This is a genomic window from Paenibacillus sp. GCM10027627, assembly GCF_042675505.1.
GTDB lineage: Bacteria > Bacillota > Bacilli > Paenibacillales > Paenibacillaceae > Pristimantibacillus.
In genome coordinates this window covers 1-23,183 of sequence record NZ_JBHTHB010000010.1, presented here as the reverse complement: position 1 = coordinate 23,183, position 23,183 = coordinate 1, and the positions used below count along the sequence as shown (strand labels likewise).

The 23,183-nt window shown below is 49.3% G+C and carries 16 protein-coding genes; 12 read left to right on the top strand and 4 right to left on the bottom strand.

Annotation, left to right across the window (positions count from 1 at the left end; translation table 11 throughout):
• The first annotated feature begins 44 nt into the window (after positions 1 to 44).
• From ACFQZE_RS23205 to ACFQZE_RS23195, 3 genes are all read left to right on the top strand, one after another.
• Positions 45 to 953 carry a LysR family transcriptional regulator gene (locus tag ACFQZE_RS23205; RefSeq protein WP_379361607.1) on the top strand — a complete coding sequence of 303 codons (909 nt, stop codon included), beginning with the start codon at positions 45 to 47 and terminating at the stop codon, positions 951 to 953.
• Between the two features lie 120 nt (positions 954 to 1,073).
• On the top strand, positions 1,074 to 2,057 hold the full coding sequence (locus tag ACFQZE_RS23200) for a VanZ family protein (RefSeq protein WP_379361605.1): 984 nt from the start codon (positions 1,074 to 1,076) through the stop codon (positions 2,055 to 2,057).
• Between the two features lie 119 nt (positions 2,058 to 2,176).
• Positions 2,177 to 2,911, top strand: a complete 735-nt coding sequence (locus tag ACFQZE_RS23195) for a class I SAM-dependent methyltransferase (RefSeq protein ID WP_379361603.1) — start codon at positions 2,177 to 2,179, stop codon at positions 2,909 to 2,911.
• A gap of 51 nt (positions 2,912 to 2,962) precedes the next feature.
• Here the strand turns inward: ACFQZE_RS23195 and ACFQZE_RS23190 are convergent, their stop codons facing one another.
• Positions 2,963 to 3,520 (bottom strand): DUF4269 domain-containing protein, encoded by a 558-nt coding sequence (locus ACFQZE_RS23190; RefSeq protein WP_379361601.1) that lies wholly within the window; start codon positions 3,518 to 3,520, stop codon positions 2,963 to 2,965.
• A gap of 206 nt (positions 3,521 to 3,726) precedes the next feature.
• Between ACFQZE_RS23190 and ACFQZE_RS23185 the strand changes: the two genes are divergently transcribed.
• The 3 genes from ACFQZE_RS23185 to ACFQZE_RS23175 all read left to right on the top strand — a co-directional run bounded on the left by ACFQZE_RS23185 (position 3,727) and on the right by ACFQZE_RS23175 (position 6,532).
• Positions 3,727 to 4,176, top strand: a complete 450-nt coding sequence (locus tag ACFQZE_RS23185) for a helix-turn-helix domain-containing protein (protein ID WP_379361599.1) — start codon at positions 3,727 to 3,729, stop codon at positions 4,174 to 4,176.
• A 14-nt stretch (positions 4,177 to 4,190) separates the two neighbouring features.
• Positions 4,191 to 4,670, top strand: coding sequence for an SRPBCC family protein (locus ACFQZE_RS23180; RefSeq protein ID WP_379361597.1), 480 nt, complete (start codon positions 4,191 to 4,193; stop codon positions 4,668 to 4,670).
• A 356-nt stretch (positions 4,671 to 5,026) separates the two neighbouring features.
• Positions 5,027 to 6,532: a malate:quinone oxidoreductase gene (locus tag ACFQZE_RS23175; RefSeq protein WP_379361595.1), complete on the top strand. Its 1,506-nt coding sequence runs from the start codon at positions 5,027 to 5,029 to the stop codon at positions 6,530 to 6,532.
• Between the two features lie 112 nt (positions 6,533 to 6,644).
• Here ACFQZE_RS23175 and ACFQZE_RS23170 read toward each other — a convergent pair whose 3' ends face one another.
• Together ACFQZE_RS23170 and ACFQZE_RS23165 are read right to left on the bottom strand one after the other, a co-directional pair.
• Positions 6,645 to 7,283: a GNAT family N-acetyltransferase gene (locus ACFQZE_RS23170; RefSeq protein WP_379361593.1), complete on the bottom strand. Its 639-nt coding sequence runs from the start codon at positions 7,281 to 7,283 to the stop codon at positions 6,645 to 6,647.
• Positions 7,280 to 7,849 (bottom strand): hypothetical protein, encoded by a 570-nt coding sequence (locus tag ACFQZE_RS23165; protein ID WP_379361591.1) that lies wholly within the window; start codon positions 7,847 to 7,849, stop codon positions 7,280 to 7,282. The genes ACFQZE_RS23170 and ACFQZE_RS23165 overlap by 4 nt, the downstream gene beginning before the upstream one ends.
• A gap of 156 nt (positions 7,850 to 8,005) precedes the next feature.
• Between ACFQZE_RS23165 and ACFQZE_RS23160 the strand changes: the two genes are divergently transcribed.
• From ACFQZE_RS23160 to ACFQZE_RS23150, 3 genes are all read left to right on the top strand, one after another.
• Positions 8,006 to 8,617, top strand: a complete 612-nt coding sequence (locus ACFQZE_RS23160; RefSeq protein WP_379361589.1) for a TetR/AcrR family transcriptional regulator — start codon at positions 8,006 to 8,008, stop codon at positions 8,615 to 8,617.
• A gap of 119 nt (positions 8,618 to 8,736) precedes the next feature.
• Entirely contained in the window at positions 8,737 to 10,164 is a 1,428-nt protein-coding gene (locus ACFQZE_RS23155) for an alanine/glycine:cation symporter family protein (protein WP_379361587.1), read from the top strand.
• A gap of 127 nt (positions 10,165 to 10,291) precedes the next feature.
• Complete coding sequence (locus ACFQZE_RS23150) at positions 10,292 to 11,464, top strand: SEC-C metal-binding domain-containing protein (RefSeq protein ID WP_379361721.1); 1,173 nt, start codon at positions 10,292 to 10,294, stop codon at positions 11,462 to 11,464.
• 142 nt (positions 11,465 to 11,606) lie between these two features.
• Here the strand turns inward: ACFQZE_RS23150 and ACFQZE_RS23145 are convergent, their stop codons facing one another.
• Positions 11,607 to 20,921 carry a DUF7507 domain-containing protein gene (locus tag ACFQZE_RS23145; protein WP_379361585.1) on the bottom strand — a complete coding sequence of 3,105 codons (9,315 nt, stop codon included), beginning with the start codon at positions 20,919 to 20,921 and terminating at the stop codon, positions 11,607 to 11,609.
• Between the two features lie 303 nt (positions 20,922 to 21,224).
• On the opposite strand from ACFQZE_RS23145, the gene ACFQZE_RS23140 reads away from it, so the two are divergent.
• The 3 genes from ACFQZE_RS23140 (at position 21,225) to ACFQZE_RS23130 (ending at position 23,020) form a co-directional block, all read left to right on the top strand.
• The gene (locus ACFQZE_RS23140) at positions 21,225 to 21,716 is read left to right on the top strand and encodes a DinB family protein (protein WP_379361583.1); all 492 of its coding nucleotides are present in this window, start codon (positions 21,225 to 21,227) and stop codon (positions 21,714 to 21,716) included.
• 82 nt (positions 21,717 to 21,798) lie between these two features.
• Positions 21,799 to 22,179, top strand: a complete 381-nt coding sequence (locus tag ACFQZE_RS23135; RefSeq protein ID WP_379361581.1) for a MerR family transcriptional regulator — start codon at positions 21,799 to 21,801, stop codon at positions 22,177 to 22,179.
• Positions 22,180 to 22,198: 19 nt separating this feature from the next.
• A complete protein-coding gene (locus tag ACFQZE_RS23130) occupies positions 22,199 to 23,020 on the top strand; it encodes an NAD(P)H-binding protein (RefSeq protein WP_379361579.1) in 822 nt (273 codons plus the stop codon).
• Positions 23,021 to 23,183: the final 163 nt, after the last annotated feature.

The window sequence follows — 23,183 nt, the reverse complement described above, 5'->3', positions numbered from 1 at the left end:
TATGATGCTAAAAAGGAGAAGGGGATATAGGGAGAGGATTTGCTATGGAACTGAAGCAGTTGCAATATTTTATGGCGGTATGCGAGGATCTTCACTTTACGCGGGCGGCAGAGAAACTAGGCATTGCCCAGCCGTCGCTTAGCCAGCAAATCCGGTTGCTGGAGCATGAAGTCGGAACGCCTCTGTTCCACCGAATCGGGAAAAAAATTGTGATGACGGAAGCCGGAACTCTGCTGCGAAATCATGGATATAACGTCTTTCATGAGCTGAAACAGGCGCGTACGGCTATAAATGATTTGCAGGGACTGAAAAGAGGGGCGCTAAAAATCGGCGCATTATTAACGGTCGTGAATTATTTGCTTCCGCAGGCGGTCATTGATTTTCATCGCAGCTATCCCGGTATCGAGCTGTCTGTGCTTGGTCTTAGAACCGGAGATATTTATGACGGGTTATTGCGTAACGAGCTCGATTTAGGCATTGTCATGCTTCCAATAGAGCATAACGATCTGGACGCTGTTCCGCTGTACAACGGCAAGATGGCTTTGGCGGCTCCAGCCGACCATCCCATCACCAGCCACCCTCATGTCACATTGGAAATTTTGCGGCGGATGCCGTCCGTGTTGTTGCCGGGCAACTATTCTATGCGTCAATTAATCGATGAGAAATGCCAGACATATGGATTTACGCCTCGCCCGGTTATGGAAATGACAACGATGGAATCGATCGTGAATATGGTCGGAAAAGGAATCGGCGTTACCATTTTGCCGGAAGCTTATTTAGACTACATCGACAACAAAGCCATACGCAAAGTTCCTATTCGAGAACCTGAGATGACGATTCAAATCGGCATCGTTTACCGTAAAAACAAACATCTATGCGCGGCCAGCCATCTATTTATGGAAAGATTGATCGATACGACTAAAGATATTTATCCTTTTAATAAGGAAAAGTAAGAAAACGTTAAAGGTTATTTAAAGCTTCATCCTTTCAAAATTTTTATAATGAACAAGCGCACCAAAAGCAGCGGTCAATAAAGCGGCCTTCAGGCCCAGATCGACTGGCGCTAAGAAAGGATGAAGACAATGTTTCACGGTCGATTGCGAAAAGTGGCGATAGCAGCGCTGTTTGTATATACCTTATTCATTTTATTTTTTTTGTACGTGGGGTTTGGCAGAACGAACATCAGAGTTTACTCTTTTAGATACAATTTAACTCCTGACGGGATTAATCTTTATCTTCCAATGGGTGGAGACTTATATAGCTGGTTGTTTAACATAGGCAATTATGCGGCGTTTATTCCTTTTGGCATCATGCTTCCGCTGTTGTACCGCATTCGATTTTTCCGCTTTGCCTTGTTGTTTGTTCTCTCGATTACGATTTTGGAAACGATTCAAATGGTTACTCGATTGGGCTCTTTTGATATAAACGATATTATTTTGAATACACTTGGAGCTTTGACAGGGTATTTCGCCCAGCGTCTCGTTTCGCGAGATCGGGATCGGTTAAAAGGTTTTGTTAAAATAACGGTGATGGCAAGTGTGATGGCTTCGGCTTTTGTGTTGGCTGTCGGGGGAAGCAATCATTATTTAACTCAAACAAACGGTGAAACGGTGTCGATTCACACGTTGACATCCGCAAACGGACATGACGTTTGGGAGGGCGCCCCATCGCCTTTTGCATGGGAGCAGCAAACATTGGAGCCTCAAATCAATCGTTTTGACCGAAGGGATATAAGCTTAAACGAATTTATTTACCCATTGGACGGACAATACGTGGAACTAATGGGTAATACGTTAAGATTGGACCAATCGGCTGGCCAACCAAGCGGTGAACCGATTATCATCACTTTTAGCGAGGCGGATAAGATTATTTATCAATTAAGTTTAGAAAGTGGAAACCAAATGATGGAATCCTTTAACGTGCCTTTACTGGGGGTCAAGGAACTGACGATCAAAGTCGAAAATGATCAAGCGGGCTCTTCATCCCATCTGGCCCTTTGGGATGTTGTTCTTACGGAAGCTAATTCGGTTCAAAAAATAGCGGGCCGATTCAATTGAATATAGGCTGGTTCGAAATTGGCTTGCGCGTAGCGGCTATTGCCGATAGCGGAAGCCATTTTTATAATAAAAGAAGCGGCTGTTTAAATGCATGATGTATCCAAGGAGGCGGAGAGCAAATGAAAGAAAATAAATATGACGATTCAGCATTTTTCAATAAATACAGTCAGATGCCCAGATCCGTTGGCGGACTGGATGCGGCAGGGGAATGGACTACTTTTCGTGCACTGCTGCCCGACTTAAGCGGCAAAAAAGTGCTCGATTTGGGCTGCGGCTTTGGCTGGCACTGCCGTTACGCGCGGGAGCACGGGGCGAAGTCGGTCGTAGGAGTCGACCTGTCGGCCAATATGTTGGAGCGGGCAAGAGAGGCTACCAATGACCCTCATATTCAATACCGTCAAATGGCGATTGAGGATATCGACTTCGAAGAAGGAAAGTTTGACGTTGTAATTAGCTCGCTCGCCCTTCATTATGTAGAGGATTTCGAAGCCATCTGCCGCAAAATAGCCCGTTTCCTCGCGCCCGGCGGAGCGTTCGTGTTGTCGGTTGAGCATCCGATCTTCACAGCGCTCCCTGCTCAGGACTGGCATTACAGCCCGCAAGGCGAGAAGCAGCATTGGCCCCTTGATCAATATCACAACGAAGGGGCGCGGGAAGCTATCTTTTTAGGTGATCGGGTTGTTAAGTATCACCGCTCCGTATCCACTCATCTTAACGCGTTGATCGAAGCCGGCTTCAGCCTTGTGAAGCTATCGGAGCTTCAGCCAACCGAAGAGATGTTAAGCAGTAATCCAGCCTGGGAGGAAGAAGTACGCCGCCCGATGTTTTTGCTAATTTCCGCAGTGAAACGATAGCTTACAAAACAAAGCTCTGCGGGGGACTAAACTAGAGCGATTCGTTTCGCTTTACAGTCTTAGCTTCTTCGCAAGCTCAGCATCCGAAAGCTCTCCAAGCGTTAGCAATTCAGCGTAGGGATCACCGCTCAAATGAAAAAACATCCCAAAAGCAGGCTCGGTTTTGTAACCGAGCTTTTTTAATTTGCGAATGTCCTCGCGCGCTTGGGGGCCAGCTAAAGCCAAAAGACGCGATTCGATCAGCATGTGCAAATAGCCGTTTTGTTTCTCTACAGGGCGGCTTTGCCCAAACAGTTCAATCTCGAAACCCTCGTAATAAAACTGACAAACGGTGACAGGCCCTTGCCGAATCTGATCATTTTGGATACGAAATCCGCTATGTTTGCCGTACAGATTATTAAGCTCCTCAGCGAAACGAGAAAAATCATGCACCTCGCAAAGGATGTCCAGATCGCTTTCTGCTATATCTATATCGATTGGGATTGTGCCGACGAGCAGAGGACAATAATGGGCTAAATCAGCAAACAGATTCAGTTTGGTTAAACAACGGAATGCTTGGCGCTGCCGATCGTTCCCCTTGTCCAAATAGCCGATATCTTTCCAATTCATTTATACAACTCTCCTCAGTTTAGAATGTGAATCATTAGGGCTATCCTCATTGATCTATGGACAACATTATAAGAGAAACGTAGTGGAAAAGCTTGCGAAGCCTTATGCAACCTGAGGTTGCGGGCCCCGGCAACTAATCATATCTTTACTTTTGGCTGAAGCGCCAACCATAATCAGATACAGATAGCGGGGAGTGTGAGAAGGAAATGGTCTTTGGCGAGAAACTCAAAAATGAGCGTAAAAATAAAGGCTGGTCTCAAGAAGAGCTGGCTGAGAAGCTTTTTGTCAGCAGACAGTCGATATCCAAATGGGAGAACGGGCAAAATTATCCCAGCATTGAAACCATTATAAAGGTTAGCGATCTTTTTGGCATGACCATTGATGAATTGCTAAGGAGCGACGAGGAGTTGAAAAGTAAAGTGATTAACGACAGCAGACAGCTTGCTTATCCTAGGCTGAAGTCATTATTCGATATTTTATTTTTGCTTGGATCGATTTTGCTTGTCATCAAGCTTGGCGTTATGGCTTTGGATAAACTTACGGCATTAGAGCTTTCTTTGCCCGGCGGGTCATGGTTTTGGAACTTTTCCCCCTTATTTTTAATGATTGGCGCAGGGATCGGCTCTGGTATGGTGAAAGATAAATATAAAGAATAAGAAGGAGGAAAAAGATGCTGGCCGTTATAACGGAAACTGAAACAGGGTATGCTGCTCGTTTTGAACGTCATTTCCACCATTCTGTGGAGAAGGTGTGGGCTGTGCTAACGGACAATGCGAAGCTGAAGCAATGGTTCCCGGAATTGCATATCGACGAGCTTCGTAAAGGCGGAGTTATCAAATTCGATATGGGGGGAGGAACGTTTGAAGAGCTTGCCATCGTCGAAGTGAGCAATTATTCCATTTTGGAGTACACTTGGGGAGAAGATCGTGTTCGGTTCGAGCTTTACCCGGAATTGAACGGATGCCTTCTTTTCCTTCATGAAACCATTCATCGTATGACAGATCATACACCACGAGACCTTGCGGGCTGGCATGTCTGCTTGAACGTCATCGAAGCTTTGCTCAATGAGAGAACATTGGAGAAGCACGAACGCGAGTGGGATAAATGGTACAAGGAGTACGCGAAGCTTACAGAAAAATGGAAATCCTAAACACAAAAAATCCGCTGCTGGTCAGCGGATTTTTTGTTGCCATAACGAATGTTTCCATTTCTGTTGTAACTCAGCTTAGAGATAGGCAAATTTGTACAAAAAAAGGAGTCGAAAATGTTAAAATTTTGTGACGGATTCCGACCCATCGGCCTTCCCTGAAATTTACCGTCTATTAAATCAACTTCAACTATCATATAATAGTAAAGAGCTTCATCAGAACCGAATAGCGATACACGATAATCAGGTTATTATTGATCCGGGAAAGGTGCGAGACGACATTGCACCCTGGCATGCTTTGTAGCCTGAGCAAGAGTCCCCATCTTTTCTTCAAATATTAGCGTGTAAGGACGGTAAAAATGAGTAACGGACAAACCAAAACAGACGTTATCTTAATTGGTGCTGGCATTATGAGCGCAACTTTGGGAGCGCTTCTTAAAGAATTAGCGCCGGACTGGAACATTAAAGTGTTTGAAAGACGCGCAGTTGCAGGTGAAGAAAGCTCGAACGAATGGAACAATGCAGGTACGGGCCATGCCTCCCTGTGTGAGCTTAACTACACCAGTGAAAAGCCGGATGGAACAGTAGACATTAGCAAAGCTATAAAAGTGAATGAAGAGTATCAGGTGTCCAGACAGTTTTGGTCTTATTTAGTCGACAGCGGCCTAATCAAAGATCCTCGCGATTTTATTGCGGCGGTACCTCATATGAGTATCGTGCACGGGGAGAAGGATGCAGCCTACCTGAAAAGACGGCACGAAGCGATGTCCAGCAATCCGCTGTTTGACGGGATGGAGTTTTCCGACAACCCTGACAAGCTGAAAGAATGGATTCCGCTTATGATGAAAGACCGGGATAAGAGCAAAGCGATCGCGGCAACTCGAATTGAATCCGGGACGGATGTCAACTTTGGCGCTTTAACGCGGTTATTGTTTGATCATCTAAAGGGACAAGGTGTCGACATTCAATTTAAACGCAATATTGACGATATCAAGCGTACCAGTGACGGCAGATGGGAACTCAAAGTTCGCAATGTCGATAACGGCGGTCTTGAGCGCCATACAGCCCAGTTTGTATTTATCGGCGGCGGGGGCGGCAGCCTTCACCTGCTGCAAAAATCGGGCATTAAAGAAGGAAAAGGAATTGGCGGTTTCCCGATAAGCGGACTGTTTATGGTGTGCAAAAATCCGGAAATCGTTTCGCAGCATCGTGCAAAAGTGTACGGCAAAGCTGCGGTAGGCGCTCCGCCGATGTCTGTTCCGCATCTTGACACGAGAGTCATCGACAACAAAGAGTCGTTACTATTTGGGCCATTTGCTGGCTTTACGCCTAAGTTTTTGAAATTCGGCTCCATGTTCGATCTCATAACTTCGGTTAAGCCTCATAACCTAGTGACGATGATGGCAGCCGGTGTAAAAAACATGTCTTTGACGGCGTATTTGATCAAGGAAGTTATGCAGTCGAAAGAGCAGCGCATGGAAGCACTTAGAGAGTTTGTGCCAAATGCCAAAAGCGAAGATTGGGATTTGCTAGTCGCCGGACAGCGCGTGCAAATTATTAAAGATACGGAATCAGGCAAAGGGACTTTGCAGTTCGGAACGGAGGTCATTAGTGCGGCTGACGGTTCGATCGCTGCATTGCTGGGAGCTTCTCCGGGCGCTTCGACTGCCGTGTCCGTCATGCTTGAAGTTTTGGCAAAATGTTTCCCGCAGCAATTAAAAGCTTGGGAGCCAAAAATTAAAGAAATGATTCCTTCGTACGGCGTTAAGCTGCTGCAAAATCCGGAGCTGGTTCGCAACATTCATGCCACCACGGCAAAATCGCTTGGATTAAATGCGGAGCTTCAGCCTCATCCCGTGAAATAACCGATATCTTCATTGCTGACTCAAAAAAATAAACCGGCCTAAGTTCCGCCACCGCGGAATTTAGGCCGTTTTTATGTTCAGCTTATACCCGTCAAAATACTTCAAAAGCGGTTTATTTTCTTTTTTGGAGAGCCATACAATAAATCGGCAGCCCGTTCAGCCGTGTTTCATGGTTTAATTCGAACCCAAATTTTTTATACAGAGCTATATTCGTTTTATTTTCGGTATCAAGCGCCACGCCATTCGTATGCGGATCGGCATACACATTGGCGAGCAGGTGATTCAGTAGGGCGCCGCCAATTCCTTTGCCCCGAGCATCCTCGCTAACTCCGATCATAATGAGATAATGATGCGGCCATGAGGGCGCTGTCGATCTGGATAACTTCATATAGGAGTTAAGAAAGCGTATGGAGCTTGAGCGAATTTGGAAAAGGAGAGGAAGGAGTCTGCCGACGAGCCTTGCCGTCCCTTTTACTTTTTGCCGCCCGCTCGCATTTGGCTTCTCCACGATATAAGCCCCTAACAAGGTCTGACATTCAATTAATCCCCAAACCTCTTCATGCAGAAAAAAGCTTTTATCGAACATAAATGAAAAAAAGCATTCCATTTCTTTCAGTGCGGCTTGGCTATGCGCGGGATCCCCGAATAAATGCAGAAATAAGGGGTCGCGCGAGAAAGCGGAGCTCATAAGCGCAATGAAACGAGACTTATCCTTCTTGGAAAGCATCGTAACCCGCAGCGAGCCGTTCATCGCTTTATCTCAACCTTCGATTGGCCATGGCGATAATGATCTACGGCGAAGCTAAACATGACTTTAAGCATGAACAATAGAAAGATAATGAGCATATACGGAGATATTTCAGGGAGCATGGGAATAGCACCGAGTCCCGCAGCCAAGAGGAGGCCTGCTATAAAGGGCTGCTGCTGTTTCCAGATGAGGGAATTGACGATAAAGGCGGCCCCAATCGTATATGCCCACACGACTATTGAATAGGAAAGATGGGTTCCAAGTAGGAGCGCGATGCCGATAATATGAACATGAATGGATATAAATACGATGCGATTTGTGCGGCGAGCCGCGTAAAAGTTGCTGGTCGAGGCCGTAAAGTTTGCAACGCAGCCGGAGAAAATATCGAAAATAAGCAAAAGAGCCAGCGTACTGCGCCATACAGGCAACTCATCGATCATTTCAGGGTACCTCCCATACAAAGCTCCCGTTAACATGGCTCCAAAAAGCAAGATAGCTCCGATAGCTCCAAGGGATTGCCTTTCCCCAAAAATGTCATGAAAAAAAGAAGGAATTCCAATTTGCTTCATGTTTTAACACTCCCGTCAATTGAATAGTTTTATACTATATGAATCAATTCACTCTAAAATTATTATAATTCCAGCTCCTTCTAATTTCAAGGTTTTATACTGCTTGAGTTGAAATACTCTAAAACTTTAGCTAAACTATAGAGGGGGGTATGGGAGATGGACGGCTTTGAACGGCGAAAGCAGAAAAAAATGGAGAACATTTATGGCGTATCTCTTGAATTATTTTTTAAATTCGGTTTTCAAAAAGTCAGTGTGAATGAGATCGCGCATAAGGCGAAGGTATCCCCGGCAACCATTTACAATTATTTCGGTACGAAAGAGCAGCTGTATTCGGAAACGCTCGTTTATTGGATGGACAAGCAGCTTGTGCAATACGAGAGTATTTTGGATTCGGAGCTGTCGTTCTCCGAAAAGACGAAGCAAATTATGCTGCTGGAAGCCAGCAATGTGAAAGTGCTGTCGGAGGAATTGCCGAAGGCTCTATCCTCGGAATTGGACGGGCTGATCGAAACGATGGAGAGCTACAGCGAGCGGAAGATTGAAGCCTTTTTTGCAAAATATGTGGCCCTTGGAAAGCGGGAAGGATTTATACGGGAGGATCAATCGGAAGAAATGGCGATGCGTTACTTCTCCATGTTCAAAAATGAGCTGGTTAGGCATTGGGGAGCATCGGTATCGAGGAATGGACGCTCAATCGGAAATATAGATGAATGGTTGGAAATGTTCTTTTATGGGCTGACTGGAGGGGCACCGCGTAGTCCAAGATGATGCCGAACTGTAATTTTGTTACTTTTGACAATAAAGGGGGTTATGTTTGAAAATACTAAAGGTGGTAAGACGACATCCCTGTATCGACAGATGGGCAAGAAGGGTGGTTTTTAAGTCGCATGCAAGAAACGGCATTAGAGCTAATTAGTTTCGTTAACGATTTTTTATGGACCAAAATTTTGATCGGGCTGTTAATCGCCTGCGGCCTTTATTTTACAATCGGCTCCAAGTTTGTCCAGTTCGGCATGTTTAAAGAAATGTTTGCCGTGCTGAAAGGATCGGGCCAGAAATCGAAAGACGGCATCTCGTCCTTCCAGGCGTTCAGCATCAGTATGGCGGCAAGGGTCGGGACGGGCAATATTACGGGAATTGCGATTGCGATCGCGCTTGGCGGACCGGGGGCTATTTTTTGGATGTGGCTCATTGCCGTCATTGGCTCCGCTTCCAGTTTTATTGAAAATACGCTGGCCCAGGTGTATAAAATTAAAGATGAAAATGGCGGGTTTAGAGGCGGGCCGGCTTATTATATGGAAAAGGGACTTAAGAAACGTTGGATGGGTGCCGTCTTTGCGGTGCTGATTACATTGTCCTTTGGTCTAGTTTTCAACTCGGTTCAGTCGAATACGATTACCGTTGCATTTGAAAGCTCATTTGGCACCAATAGGTTCATCCTTGGGCTTATTATGACGATAGTGTTTGCAGGCATTATTTTTGGCGGGGTCAAACGGATTGCGAAAGCTTCCGAATATATCGTCGTTGTCCTAGCCGTCGCTTATATCGGAGTTGCTCTTTTTATATCGTTGATCAACATAACGGAATTGCCGGGTGTCATCGCATTGATTGTCAAAAGCGCATTCGGTTTCGAGCAGGCGGCGGGCGGAGCGTTTGGCGCGATGATTTTGCAGGGCGTAAGGCGCGGCTTGTTTTCCAACGAAGCGGGTATGGGCAGTTCGCCCAATGCGGCGGCCAGCGCCGAGACGAGCCATCCCGTCAAGCAAGGACTCATGCAGGCGCTTGGCGTATTAATCGATACGCTGATTGTATGCTCCAGCACCGCCTTTATTATTTTGTTGTCGGATGCTTACAAAGGAACTGGGCTGGGCGGCATCGAGTTGACGCAAGCGGCGCTTAGCGAGCATATCGGATTATGGGGATCGGGCTTTTTGGCGCTTATGATATTTCTGTTTGCGTTCAGTACCTTGATTGGCAATTATTATTACGGGGAAACGAATATCGAGTTTTTGAAATCGGGCAAGACGGTGCTGACGGGATACCGGATTAGTGTGCTATTGATGGTTCTGTTCGGCTCCGTTGCCAAAGTTCAGCTCGTCTGGAGCATAGCGGATATTTTTATGGGCCTTATGGTCATCGTCAACTTGATTGCGATTTTGCTCCTTTCCAAAGTAGCCTTTGCGGCGCTTGCCGATTACAAAAGGCAGAAGCGGGCGGGCAAGGACCCTGTATTTTATAGGGACAGCATTAAAGGGTTGGAAGGTGTAGAGTGTTGGGAGCGGGAGCCTGCCGGGGAAAAGGCGGGCAACATTTGAGCCTGCGAGAGCAGGGGCAAACATGAATATAAACGAAAAGCGGTCAGATGCCGTTTTTTATGCTGGATAATGTGCAGAAATCGGTTGAAAAGAGATAGGAACAAAGGGAGATGGAGTACAGTTGACTATGCAAGCGGGACATCAAGATTTAACAGAACAAATGGATTTGAAACATGCCATTAAAAATGAGGTTTGTACAAAGCTTGAGGATATTTTGAGTTTGCTTAATAAAACAGAGCTGTCTGAGCTTGCTTCTACCTATTCGTTACGCGGACGCTCCAAAATGAACAAGGCGCAGCTTGCTTCGGCGCTTGCTGAAATCATCATCGAGCCGCAGCAGTTGGAAAGCGGCTCTGAATTGCTGAGCGACGAGGAACGGAAGACGTTGCTTCGCTTTAGCGAAAACATCGATCAGGCAGCATTGGAGGCTTTCCCTTTCGCAAGCTTCTCCTATGCTAGATCGCGCGGCTGGTTGTTCTGCTTTAACGATAAGGGTAAACCTTATTTCGTCATGTCGGATGAGGTTCGCGGAGCCTTCCGCGAAATGAGCGGAGAGCAAACAAGCAACAAAAGTCCGGGCCAAAGCCTCGTGTTGGATTATGTAGTGGCATGCGTAAATTTATATGGGGTTATTCCAACTAAAGAGCTCTATGCCATTTTAAACAAGCAAAATCCCGGTGTCTTGAGCGAAACGGAGTTTATTGAAATCGTAGAGCATTTGCCTCAGCTCGATTGGCACATTAAGCTCCAGTACAATCGATTTTACGATGAAACATTGGAAAGTTTGGATGAAATCGAAGCATTGGAAAATAAAGCGAAGGGCAAGCCTTATTACGCTCCGCCTAAAGCGGAATTGATGCAGTATAAAGATTCCTGGTATACGGATTCCACTTCGCAATTAGTGGCGCTGAAAACCTATATTCTCAACCATCTGAGCTCCGACGCTAACTTGGCTAGAATGCTAATTGAAGACATTCAAATGATTAGCAGTATGGAAGGATCGCTACAACACATTTTGCAAGCTTTTGAAAACAGAAATATCGAATTTAGGTACAAAGAGCAAGTAGAGGCGATTGTGCCGCTTATTATTGATGTCGTTAATCATACGAGAGTTTGGTCCAATAAGGGTCACACTCCGCTGGAATTAAAAGAAATGAATCCGGAAGCGCAGGATGCCAAGCAGGCTCCATACCGTCTGAGAGTGAACCAGCAGATCACCTCGGTAAAAGTGGGAAGAAACGAGCCTTGCATTTGCGGCAGCGGGAAGAAATACAAAAAATGCTGTGGCGCAGCCGTTTAAAAAGCGAGTCGCTACAAAACAATAATATAAGTGCAAAAAAGACAACGTCATTGTTGAATGAGTTGTCTTTTTTGCTTTTATTGCCCTTCTTTATTGAGTTATCCTCGCCATTTCGTTCTACGAGTGATCTGCCCTGTTCCTGTTAGTCCTCTTCGATCTTCAAAGTGTCCTCCAATTTATTAAGCAGAAGCATCTCCAACTGGTTCAACGTTTTTAGTGTTTGTTTGACGCTTGAGTTGATGGAGAGAAGATCATCAATGGAGCTTGGCGTCTGAATGCCTGGCAGCGTTCCTAAGGCGTATTGAATCTTCTCGGCTTCGGAGTTGATAATGTGGGCGATTCCGAGCTCCTCGACGGCAATGGAGGAAAGCAGCAAGTTGACGGCGTCTTCGGTTGTAATCGTAATGACGACGTTAATGGCCGTATTGATTGTCGAGCTGTTGTTGGCTGGATTTGGATCAAAGGTCGTTGAGGATGCCGTTGCCGTATTTCTGATGTTGCGCTGATCTGTCAGCACGACCGTTCCCCGAATCAGTACGGTAAAGGATGTGCCGCTTGCCAGAGTCCCAAGGTTAAGGCTGCCCGGCCATGGCGCGAAGGTCGCTCCACCGTCGGTCGAATACTCTACATTCGCGAGCAAGCTTGATACAGCATCCGTTAACGCCACATTGTCCGCATCGTCAGGCCCCGCGTTGGCAACAACTATGGTGTACGTTAACGTATCGCCGACGTTTACAAGCGTTGCGCTTGCCGTTTTGACAACCGATACATCCGCCGTAGGAACAACGGGAGTGACGATGGTCGACGTATTGTTCGTTGGGTTCGGGTCGGGGGTCGACGAGTTGGCTATCGCCGTATTCGAAATTGTGCCTGAAGCGGAAAGGTTGACCGTTCCTCTGATGAGCACTTCAATTGTAACGCCGCTTGCCAAAGAGGGGATTGAAATAGACCCAGGCCACGGATGGTATATCACTCCTCCGTCAATGGAAACTTGCACGTTTGAAAGTTGTGCGGGAACGGCGTCGACGACCGTAATATTTTGCGCATCGGAAGGCCCCGCATTGGTAACGGAAAGCGTATAGGTTAGCGTTTGGCCCGGCGTAACCGGGTTCGGATCGGCCAGCTTGATGATGGATACGTCGGCCGATGGACTGACAGGAACCGTTGTGGTCGATGTGTTGTTTGTAATGTCGGGATCAGGCGTTGTCGATGTCACCGTTGCTGTATTGGTGACGGATGCTGTGACGGAGGAGGCTACGCTTCCTGTAAGGAGGACGGTTTCCGAGCTGCCGCTCGCCAGCGTTCCTAGACTTATAGCTCCCGGCCATGGGTTAAACGTGACGCCGCCATCGGTTGAGTACTGGACGTTTTGAAGCGGCACAGCGTCTGACAGAGTAACGTTTTCGGCATCGGAAGGCCCAGCATTCGATACGACCAGCGAATACGTGAGTTCTGTGCCCGGAGTAATCGGACTCGGGCTTGCCGTCTTCACGACGGAAAGATCGGCGAGAGGATTAACTGGCGTAACGATGGTTGACGTATTGTTGGTTGGATCGGGATCCGGTGTTGTGGAATGGGCTGTGGCCGTGTTCGATAAGTCTCCGGTGAAGGAATCGCTGATCGTACCTTCGATGAGCAAGGTGATGCTGGCTCCGCTCGCAACAGTTCCAAGATTGACCGACCCGGGCCACGGATTAAACGTATTTCCGCCGTCCGTTGAATATTGCGGATCGGGAATCGCGCTAGACACGGCGTCTACGACGACTACATTTTGCGCGTCAGACGGTCCTGCATTGGAAACGACAATCGTATACGTGAGCAGTTGGCCCGGATTAGCCGGATCGGGGCTTGCCGTCTTCACAATCGAAATATCTGCCGAAGCGTCTACGTCCGTATCAGCCGTTGACGTATTGTTTGTTGGATCAGGGTCCGGCGTTATCGAAGCGACCGTTGCTGTATTCGATATTGAACCTGTCGCCGAAGAAAGCACGGTGCCGCGAATAAGCAGGGTGAAGGAGTCGCCGCTTGCCAGATTTCCAATGTTGATGAAGCCGGGCCACGGATTAAAGGTTACGCCTCCGTCTGTAGAGAACAACACATTAGTCAGCTCGCTTGGAGCAATATCGGTAATGATGACATTTTCCGCTGTAGACGGGCCGGCATTAAACGCCACAATGGTGTACGTTAAGTCGTCGCCTGCAAACACCGGATTGGGTGCGCCTATTTTGATAACCTGCAAATCCGCTAGCGCATTAACTCCCGTATGGTCGGTCGATGTGTTATTGGTCGGATCAGGGTCTGGCGTAGTGGAGTCCACGACAGCGGTATTGGTTATCGTTCCGGTAGCGGACGGAATAACGGTTCCTTGAATCAGAATGGTTTCGGACGCCCCGGTTACTAACGTCCCAAGACCAATCGACCCCGGCCATGGATTAAAGGTTACTCCTCCATCCGTCGAATATTCGACCCCAGTAAGCTCGCCCGGCACCGCATCCGTCAATGTGACATTTAAAGCGTTGTTGGGTCCTGCGTTGGACACGACAATGGTGTAGGTGAGCAGATCCCCAGGCTGAACCGGATTCGGGCTGCCCGTTTTGTCGACGGACAGGTCGGCCGACGTATTAATCGGCGTAATTTCGGTAGACGTATTGTTTGTCGGATCGGGGTCCGGCGTAGTGGAGGATACAACCGCCGTGTTCGTAATCGTACCCGTTGCGAGCGGATTTACTGTACCTCTGATCAAAATCGTCTCCGTGCCGCCGCTTGGCAAAGTGCCGATACTTAGCGATCCCGTCCATGGATTAAACGTCACTCCGCCATCCACCGAATATTCGGTCCCGAGCAGAGCAGCCGGGATGGCATCGGTCAACGTGACATTTTGCGCATCGGACGGTCCTGCATTGGCAATGTCAATCGTATACGTCAGCAGGTTTCCAGCGAGCACGGGGCTAGGGCTACCCGTTTTCACTACGGAAACGTCGGCAGACGTAATAACGGGCGTAGTGGACGTAGACGTGTTGTTGGTCGGGTCTGGATCGGGCGTAGTCGAAGAGACGACCGCTGTATTGACAATGTTGCCGGTTGCCGACGAACTTACCGTGCCACGAATAAGAATCGTTTCTGAGCTTCCATTTGCGAGCGTGCCAAGACTGATCGATCCCGGCCAAGGGTTGAAAGTGGAGCCGCCATCCGTCGAATACTCTACGTTCAGCAGCGAAGCCGGAACAGCATCGGCCAGCGTTACGTTAGCGGCATCGGAAGGACCCGCATTAGACACGATCAGCGTATAAGTGAGCAGATCGCCGGAGAGAACCGGACTTGGGCTATCCAGCTTCACAACCGAAATATCCGCCGATGCGCTGACAGGAGTGACCGTTGTGGATGTGTTGTTCGTTGGATCAGGGTCCGTTGTCGTTGAGCTTACGACCGCCGTATTGACGATAGAATCAGTTGCCGACTGACTTACCACGCCTCTGATTAAAACAGTAGTCGATGCGCCGTTCGCTAAAGTGCCGAGGCTGACCGCGCCTGGCCATGGGCTGAAGGTGATACCTCCATCGGTGGAGTATTCCGCGTTGTCCAGCTCGCTAGGAACAGCGTCGGTCAACGTGACTTGATCCGCATCGTTTGGTCCCGCATTGGATACGACGATGGTGTAAGTGAGCGTTCCTCCCGGAGCAACAGGGACGGGGCTGGCCGTTTTGACAACCGAGATATCTGCCAGCGGATTAATAGGAGTGACAATTGTGGACGTATTGTTGGTTGGATTTGGGTCTGGCGTTGTGGAAGCGACTGTTGCCGTATTAGAAATGGCTCCAGCAGCCGACAAGCTGACCGTCCCTTGCAGCAGAATCGTCACCGAATCTCCGCTTGCGAGAGTACCGAGACCAATCGAGCCGGGCCACGGATTGAAAGAAACGCCGCCATCGAGAGAGTATACAACTCCGGTAACCGCAGCCGGAACCGCATCGGTGACGACTACGTTGTCGGCGGCGGAAGGGCCGTCATTCGCGACGAGAAGCGTGTAAGTCAGCGTCTCTCCCGGCGTAACGGGGACAGGGTCCGCCGTTTTCACAATCGAGACATCCGCCGACGGATTGATTGGCGTAACGGCGGTCGAAGTGTTGTTAGTCGGATCAGGGTCAGGAGTTGTGGAGGATACGATTGCTGTATTTGTGATGTCTCCGGTTGCAGATGCGGCTACGGTTCCGCGAATAATAATGGTTTCGGTCGTGCCGTCAGCGAGAGTTCCAAGGCTAAGCGAGCCCGGCCAAGGGTTAAACGTAATGCCGCCGTCGACCGAATACTGGGGGTTTAAAACCGAAGCGGGTACTGCATCGGTTAACGTTACATTTTGCGCGGCGGAAGGACCCTCATTGGCGACAACGATGGTATACGTCAGTGTATCGCCTGGTATGACCGTGCTTGGTAATGCCGTTTTCACTACTGAAACATCCGCCGATTCGCTAACCGGGACGACGACCGTCGACGTATTGTTTGTCGGGTCAGGATCAGGCGTAGTGGAGGATACCGTTGCCGTGTTGGTAATGCTTCCTACGGCGGAAGGACTGACCGTTCCTCTAATCAAAATCGTTTCCGACGCTCCGCTAAGAAGCGTTCCGAGGCTAAGCGAGCCCGGCCATGGATTAAACGTGACTCCGCCGTCGACCGAATACTCAGGGCTCAGAATTGTACCCGGCACCGCGTCGGCGAGAAGTACATTTTGAGCGTCTGACGGTCCGGCGTTTGCGATTACGATTGTAAAAGTAAGCGGGTTGCCCGGCGTGACAGGGCTAGGGCTTGCCGTTTTGACAACCGACACGTCGGCCGATGTTACCACAGGCGTTACGATAGTCGACGTATTGTTGGTCGGATCGGGATCCAGTGTCGTCGAGCTGACGACTGCCGTATTCGTAATCGAGCCTGTTGCGGAGGAGTCGACAATGCCGCGGATCAAAATCGTTTCGGCATTGCCGCTTGCCAGCGAGCCTAAGTTGACGGAGCCCGGCCACGGTTGAAACGTAACTCCTCCGTCTAGCGAAAATTGGACATCCGAGATGACTCCCGGCACGGCATCGGTCAACGTGACATTTTCCGCATCGGACGGTCCGGCATTGGAGACGACCAAGGAGTACGTAATTAAGGAGCCTGCCGTTACCGGATTCGGAATCGACGTTTTGACGATGGATACATCCGCCGAAGGAGCGACCGGCGTTACAATTGTCGATGTGTTGTTAGTTGGATCCGGGTCCGGTGTAGCCGAATTGACCGTAGCGGAATTCGTAATGGAATCCGTGACTGAAGAGCTTACCGTTCCCCGCAGCAAAATGGTCGCCGAATCTCCGCTCGGTAAAGTACCAATATTGACGGAGCCAGGCCATGGATTAAACGTGACTCCTCCATCCGTAGAATACTCCACATCGACAAGCTCGCTAGGCGCTGCGTCAATGACCTCGACATCAACAGCATCGGAAGGCCCCGCATTGGCGACGAGGAGTGAATATTCCAGCACTTGACCGGGAACGGCGGGATCGGGACTTGCCGTTTTCACAATTGAAACATCTGCTGAAGTATCGACTTCCGTATCGACGGTCGACGTATTGTTGGAGAGGTCGGGATCGGGTGTCGTGGAAGAAGCGGTTGCGGTATTTGTAATGGTCGTAGTGACCGAAGAGTTTACTGTTCCTCTTATCAAAATAGTGCTGGAATCGCCATCCGCCAAAGTGCCAATGTTGATGGAACCCGGCCATGGATTAAAGGTCGCTCCGCCATCCGTCGAAAACTCCACATCGCTAAGCTCGCTCGGAACGGCATCGGCAATTGTCACATTTTCGGCTTCGGACGGTCCCGCATTGGTCGTGACAATGGTATACGTCAGCTGCTCGCCCGCAATAACGGGGTCGGGGCTGTCGACTTTAATAATGAATACATCGGCCGAAGCATTAATGCCCGTCGTCTCCGTCGAAGTATTGTTCGTGGGATCGGGGTCCGGCGTAGTTGAGGAAACGACTGCTGTATTCGTAATGAGTCCTGTAGCCGCCGGATTTACCGTTCCTCGAAGGAGGATCGTCTCCGTTGCGCCGTTGTTTAAGGTGCCTAAACTAAGCGAGCCCGGCCATGGATTAAAGGTGAAGCCGCCATCGGTAGAATATTCGACGCCCGTGAGGACGGCGGGAACCGCGTCGGTCAGCAGCACATTTTGAGCCGTATTCGGCCCGGCATTGGAGACAACGATAGAGTAGGTGAGCACGCCGCCCGACAGCACAGGATCGGGGCTGCCAATTTTGACGACCGCTAGATCGGCCGAAGTATTGACTGGCGTAATTTCGGTCGACGTGTTGTTCGTCGGGTCCGGGTCCGGCGTAGTCGAATTTACGGTAGCTGTATTCGTTATCGTTCCGGTAAACAGCGGATCGACGGTGCCTCGAAGGAGGATGGTCTCCGCTGCTCCGTTTACAAGCGTCCCGAGACTGATCGCACCCGGCCACGGATTGAATGTGACTCCGCCGTCCAAAGAATATTCGGGACCGATGATGGAGCCTGGCACAACATCCGTTAGCGTAACGTTCAATGCATCTGAAGGTCCGGCATTGGCGGCTACAATCGTATAGGTCAGGGTGCCCCCTGCCGGAACGGGACTTGGGCTGCCCGTCTTCTCTACGGAAATATCCGCTGATTCAATGACGGGGGTAGTGGTCGTCGACGTATTGTTGGTTGGATCCGGGTCCGGCGTCGTCGAGCTTACAATGGCTGTATTCACGATTGCGCCGACAGCGGAGGAAACGACGGTTCCAGTAATGAGGACGGTAACGGATGAGCCCGCAGGAAGCGTGCCGAGACCAAGGGACCCCGTCCATGGATTAAAGGTTGCACCTCCATCGGTCGAAAATTCCACTCCGGCAAGCGCCCCGGGCACCGCATCCGTAAGCGTCGCATTTTGCGCGTCGGACGGCCCTGCATTAGACACTACAATCGTATACGTCAACAGGTCTCCGGCAAGCACCGAATTGGGACTGTCCAGCTTTACAACCGACAGGTCGGCCGATTCGAGAACGGGCGTTATAATCGTTGAGGTGTTGTTGGTCGGGTCCGGGTCTGGGGTCGTCGATGTGGCGATAGCCGTATTTGTAATGGAATCCGAAGAGGAAGGGCTTAACGTTCCTCTGATCAAAATCGTCTCCGAAGCGCCGATTGCGAGAGAGCCTATGAGGAACGTTCCCGGCCATGGAGCGAAGGTTACTCCTCCGTCCGTCGAAAACTCCGGGTTCGTGAGCTCGCTTGGCACGGCATCGATAAGGGTGACGTCATCGGCAACATCCGGTCCGGCATTGGCAACGACAATCGTGTACGTAAGCGGTTCTCCCGCTGTCGCTGGCGACGGGCTTGCCGTTTTGACGACGGACACATCCGCCGATTGATTGATTGGGGCGATGGACGTCGACGTATTGTTGGACAAATCGGGATCTTCCGTTGGACTGCTCACTGTTGCCGTATTAATGGTAGTGCCTGTTGCGGAGGTGCTTACGGTCGCCTTGATGAGAACCGTAATGGAGCCGCCAGCAGGCAATGTTCCAAGCGCTAGACTCCCCGTCCAAGGATGGAAGGTTGCTCCGCCGTCAATACTGTACACCGGACCTACAATTTCAGGAGGAATGGGATCTGTCAGCGTTACGCTGTTAGCGGTATCCGGCCCGTTGTTGGTGACCACAATCGTATATTGAATAGGATTTCCAGCCGTAAGCGGAATCGGGCTGGTCGTCTTGACGACCATTAAGTCCGCGATTTGATTGACATTCAAAATATAGTCTTCCACTTCACCGTCGGAAGCGGGGCCGAGGCTTCTCGTATCCTCAGCGGTAGGCGTGGCGGCATTCCCATTGACCAGGACGTCGGTAGTCAGCCGCAGTCTGACAAAGGTTTGACTAGGAGAGAGTACGACTCCTGACGGCACCGTGAAGCTAAGCGGGATCGACTGGGTTCCGGGCAGCGACGGGACGACTTGAGCGGGCGCGGCTTCGTTGCCTTGGAAAATTCCGTTTCGGTTGAAGTCGATCCAGCCGTACAAATTCGCAGGCGTCCCCGTATTGTTCGTCACCGTAACGTGGAGGACATAGCCTGTCGCGCTGACAGAGAGTGTGCTGAGCGGCACCGTCAATCCATCGTCCTGAATGCCTTTTGAAATATCGTCGCCGGTGGCGGTTGGATTTTGATAGGCGTCGTTTTCCGATGTCACTTGAGTTCCAAGGAAAAGCGCATTCTGAATTTCATGCCGTGGGCCGTTATTGGCCAGCAAAGTGGAGTAGTTGTTAGGACCGTTCCCGGCGGACGTATCCGGCGCATCGCCAAAATCGATATTGATTGTAGCGAGCAAGCACATGGTAGCATCGTTGAACGAGGTCGTTACGGTGGTGGAGAGAGGAACGGCGGTAGCGGTATTTCCGGAAATGGTATATTTAAAAATCGTGCCGGTTGGATTGGAAATGGCATAGATGTTGCCCGTTGAGTCCTGAGCAATCGCGCCAAAAGGCCCCGTATTATGCGGGGTAGTTGTTAAACTTGTGATGTTGCCCGTCGTGGGAGAAATACGTTGGACGAAGCCTGTTGGATTGATTCCATATAAAAAGCTGGTTGAAGGATTGTATACCCAATCGCTTACGTTCAAAGTTGTGCTGAGGCCGACGCCAAAATTGCTCGTTTGCTCCGTGTAGCCCGTGGCGGGATTGACCAGCTTCATGAAGGTGGAGGAGTTAGGCCGCAGGTCGATGACATAAAAGCGGTTAGCCGTATTGACGGAAATGTACAAAAAGCCGTTCAGGTCAAATGCCCCTACGTTGTAGCCGTCTACCGGCAACCCCGGAGGAGAGGGCGAAAGCGTAATTAAATTTCCGCTGTTGTCGACTCGAACGACGTTATTGGTCGTTTGATCATAGGCGTAAATATAGTTGTCGAGCACATTGTAGCCAATGGCGTTCACATTGTCGGGCGGATTGAGCAAGCCTTGCACGGCTGCGTTGCCCGTCACAACGTTGATGTTGTACCAAGTCGTAGGGGTGCCTGCAAATTGAATTAAGCTCGTACTGCAACTGAGAGGGTTATTAATCGTATCATGGCTGAAGTTATTGTTTGCAATGGTGACATTGTTGTTGATTTGAGTAGTGGTCACGCTTACCGTCAGTTTGCGGGGGCCATTAGAAAACGTAAAGCCAGTAGGCTGCGTAAAGGTGGTTGGCGGGCAAGTCGATCCTGGGTTTGCCACGGGCTCGTAAACCGTATAGGTGCCCGCCACTGTAACGGTAAAACTGTAATTGCCGTTCGCATCGGTTTGCACAGGGATGCAGGTGCCCGCGGAACTGCTGCTGAGCACAACAAAAACACCTGGAATACCGGGTTCTCCAGGGTTAAAAACGCCATTATGATTTAAGTCATTAAAGACTATGCCTGTTATTGTAGCCGGCAACTTTAATCCTCACCTTTCTCCCTTATCTTTTTCTATAGCCACAAGTTGTACACTATCTATTTTCCTCTCTGCCTTTTCATGAAATGAATGTGATATAGTATGCATTCCTAACTAAAAGGATCATATTAATCGGTCATAGGCCATAATTTCCGCATATGCGGAAAAGAGATGGGGAGGACGAGTTTTTTGAAAAAAGTGATTCCATCCTAAATTACTGACAGGCTGTTGTCAGTGATAGTCGTCTATACTTTGAAATACAGATGAGAGATCGCGGCATCATCAAAATATGAGGAGGAATTACCTATGTATCTTTCTATTGAAGCCTTTATTGAGGATTATCGGACGGAATCTATGTTCACCGAGAAGCTGCTGAGATTGCTCACAAACGAGTCTTTATCTCAAGGAATAGCGGAGGGCTGCCGAGAACTAGGGGCGCTCGCTTGGCATCTCATTCCGCCGATGGGCCTGCTCGGTCCAACCGGACTTCACTTTCAAGTGCCGCCAGAGCCTAACGAAGCTGCACTTACGGCCAGTGCGATTGCCGATGCATACAGCGCAACAGCCGCTGCTTTAATGGATGCTGTCACGGCTCAGTGGACGGACGAAACCCTTCACGAAGAGGTTGATATATATGGATACACATGGAAAAATGGTTATACGCTGGCTCTTTTTGTGAAGCACGAAATTCACCATCGCGGACAATTGACGGTGTTGATGCGTCAAGCGGGGCTGCCGTTGATTGGCATATACGGGCCGACCAAAGAAGAGTGGCTTGCCATGAGCGCCAACGGTTGAATTATTTTTCCATTTATCCTTGACCTTGACACCAGTGTCATGCTTTATAATGACAATAACAAGCAGGAAAGGAGGAGCTTACTTGAAGATCGGTCAATTGGCAAAGTTGACGGGAGTAAGCGCCAGAGCTGTACGCCACTATGACAAGAAGGGGTTATTGCCGGCTACCCGAAGCGATAACAACTATCGGGAATTCGATGAGTCGGTTGTGGAAACCATTCATACGATTCAGCTGTATCTTCAGCTTGGTTTAACGACGGATCAAATTAAAGATTTATTGTATTGTCCTTATATTAAACAGCAGGAAAGTCTTCGTACGGAAGAGTATTGCGAAGAGTTGTATGAGCTATACAAAGCCAGGAAGCAAGAGATCAGCAGGCAAAGGCATGTTCTGGAAGAGGCTTGGGTTCGCTTAGGGAAACAAATTCAGACGATGGAAGAAAATAGAGATAAGTGGGTATAGGGCGGAGGAGGAGAGAAACATGACGATTTTAGTAGCGGGAGCAACAGGCAACGTTGGACGTCATATTGTGCAGCAGCTCGTTGAAGCTGGGCAGTCTGTACGAGCGTTATCGCGCAGACCCGACAAAGCTCATTTCCCGGAAGGCGTAGAAGTGGTGCAAGGCGATCTTTCATCGCCGGAGACGCTGGAGAAGGCGCTTAATGGAGTGAAGGGCCTGCATTTAATTACATTCAACGGCGAGGGGTTTGCCCCATTGCAAACGGGACCGGAAATTGTAAGGCTGGCGGAACAAGCCGGGGTGAAGCGGGTTACCGTTTTGTGGAACGGAGAAGACGGACCGGTAGAGCAGGCTGTTCAGGAGAGCGGACTAGAGTGGACCATTTTGCAGCCAGTTGAATATATGAGCAATTCATTGGAATGGGTCGAGTCGATTCGGACGGAGGGCATTGTGCGGGAGCCGTTTGATACTCTCTCCACTGTCATCCATGAAGCTGATATTGCCAGCGTTGCTGTAACGGCGCTGCTCGAAGACGGTCATGCCGGCAAGTCTTATACGATGACAGGTCCCGCAGCGTTGTCAGTAGCCGAAAGAGTAAGGATAATGAGTGAAACGCTTGAACGGAACATTCAATATGTAAAAGTAGATTTAGATCAAGCTCGTGAGCGGATGCGAGCTAGAGGAGCGACGGAGGAAGTGATTGAATTTGTAGTCGGATGGCATGAGAATCCGCCTGAGTCCGCCTATACCGTCTTCCCGACTGTGGAACAAGTGACGGGCAAACCGGCTCGTACTTATGAGCAGTGGGTTGCTGAGCGAGCTCAGGATTTCACCCTTTTATAGCGGAGCCATTTTTCAGCAAATAAGGTAAGTCGTTTTTATAAATGAAAAAAGCCTGGCATCAAGAGGGGGAACTGACCCCCGTTAATGAGACAGGGATCAAAACACCTAATTCTATTCTAGATAGCCAGTTGCCGATATTCAATCGGCGACTGGTTATTTAGTT

Excerpts from the sequence above, each read along its gene's own strand:
- ACFQZE_RS23205 (WP_379361607.1), top strand. The coding sequence starts at position 45 with ATGGAACTGAAGCAGTTGCAATATTTTATGGCGGTATGCGAGGATCTT.
- ACFQZE_RS23200 (WP_379361605.1), top strand. The coding sequence starts at position 1,074 with ATGAAGACAATGTTTCACGGTCGATTGCGAAAAGTGGCGATAGCAGCG.
- ACFQZE_RS23195 (WP_379361603.1), top strand. The coding sequence starts at position 2,177 with ATGAAAGAAAATAAATATGACGATTCAGCATTTTTCAATAAATACAGT.
- ACFQZE_RS23190 (WP_379361601.1), bottom strand. The coding sequence starts at position 3,520 with ATGAATTGGAAAGATATCGGCTATTTGGACAAGGGGAACGATCGGCAG.
- ACFQZE_RS23185 (WP_379361599.1), top strand. The coding sequence starts at position 3,727 with ATGGTCTTTGGCGAGAAACTCAAAAATGAGCGTAAAAATAAAGGCTGG.
- ACFQZE_RS23180 (WP_379361597.1), top strand. The coding sequence starts at position 4,191 with ATGCTGGCCGTTATAACGGAAACTGAAACAGGGTATGCTGCTCGTTTT.
- ACFQZE_RS23175 (WP_379361595.1), top strand. The coding sequence starts at position 5,027 with ATGAGTAACGGACAAACCAAAACAGACGTTATCTTAATTGGTGCTGGC.
- ACFQZE_RS23170 (WP_379361593.1), bottom strand. The coding sequence starts at position 7,283 with ATGAACGGCTCGCTGCGGGTTACGATGCTTTCCAAGAAGGATAAGTCT.
- ACFQZE_RS23165 (WP_379361591.1), bottom strand. The coding sequence starts at position 7,849 with ATGAAGCAAATTGGAATTCCTTCTTTTTTTCATGACATTTTTGGGGAA.
- ACFQZE_RS23160 (WP_379361589.1), top strand. The coding sequence starts at position 8,006 with ATGGACGGCTTTGAACGGCGAAAGCAGAAAAAAATGGAGAACATTTAT.
- ACFQZE_RS23155 (WP_379361587.1), top strand. The coding sequence starts at position 8,737 with ATGCAAGAAACGGCATTAGAGCTAATTAGTTTCGTTAACGATTTTTTA.
- ACFQZE_RS23150 (WP_379361721.1), top strand. The coding sequence starts at position 10,292 with ATGCAAGCGGGACATCAAGATTTAACAGAACAAATGGATTTGAAACAT.
- ACFQZE_RS23140 (WP_379361583.1), top strand. The coding sequence starts at position 21,225 with ATGTATCTTTCTATTGAAGCCTTTATTGAGGATTATCGGACGGAATCT.
- ACFQZE_RS23130 (WP_379361579.1), top strand. The coding sequence starts at position 22,199 with ATGACGATTTTAGTAGCGGGAGCAACAGGCAACGTTGGACGTCATATT.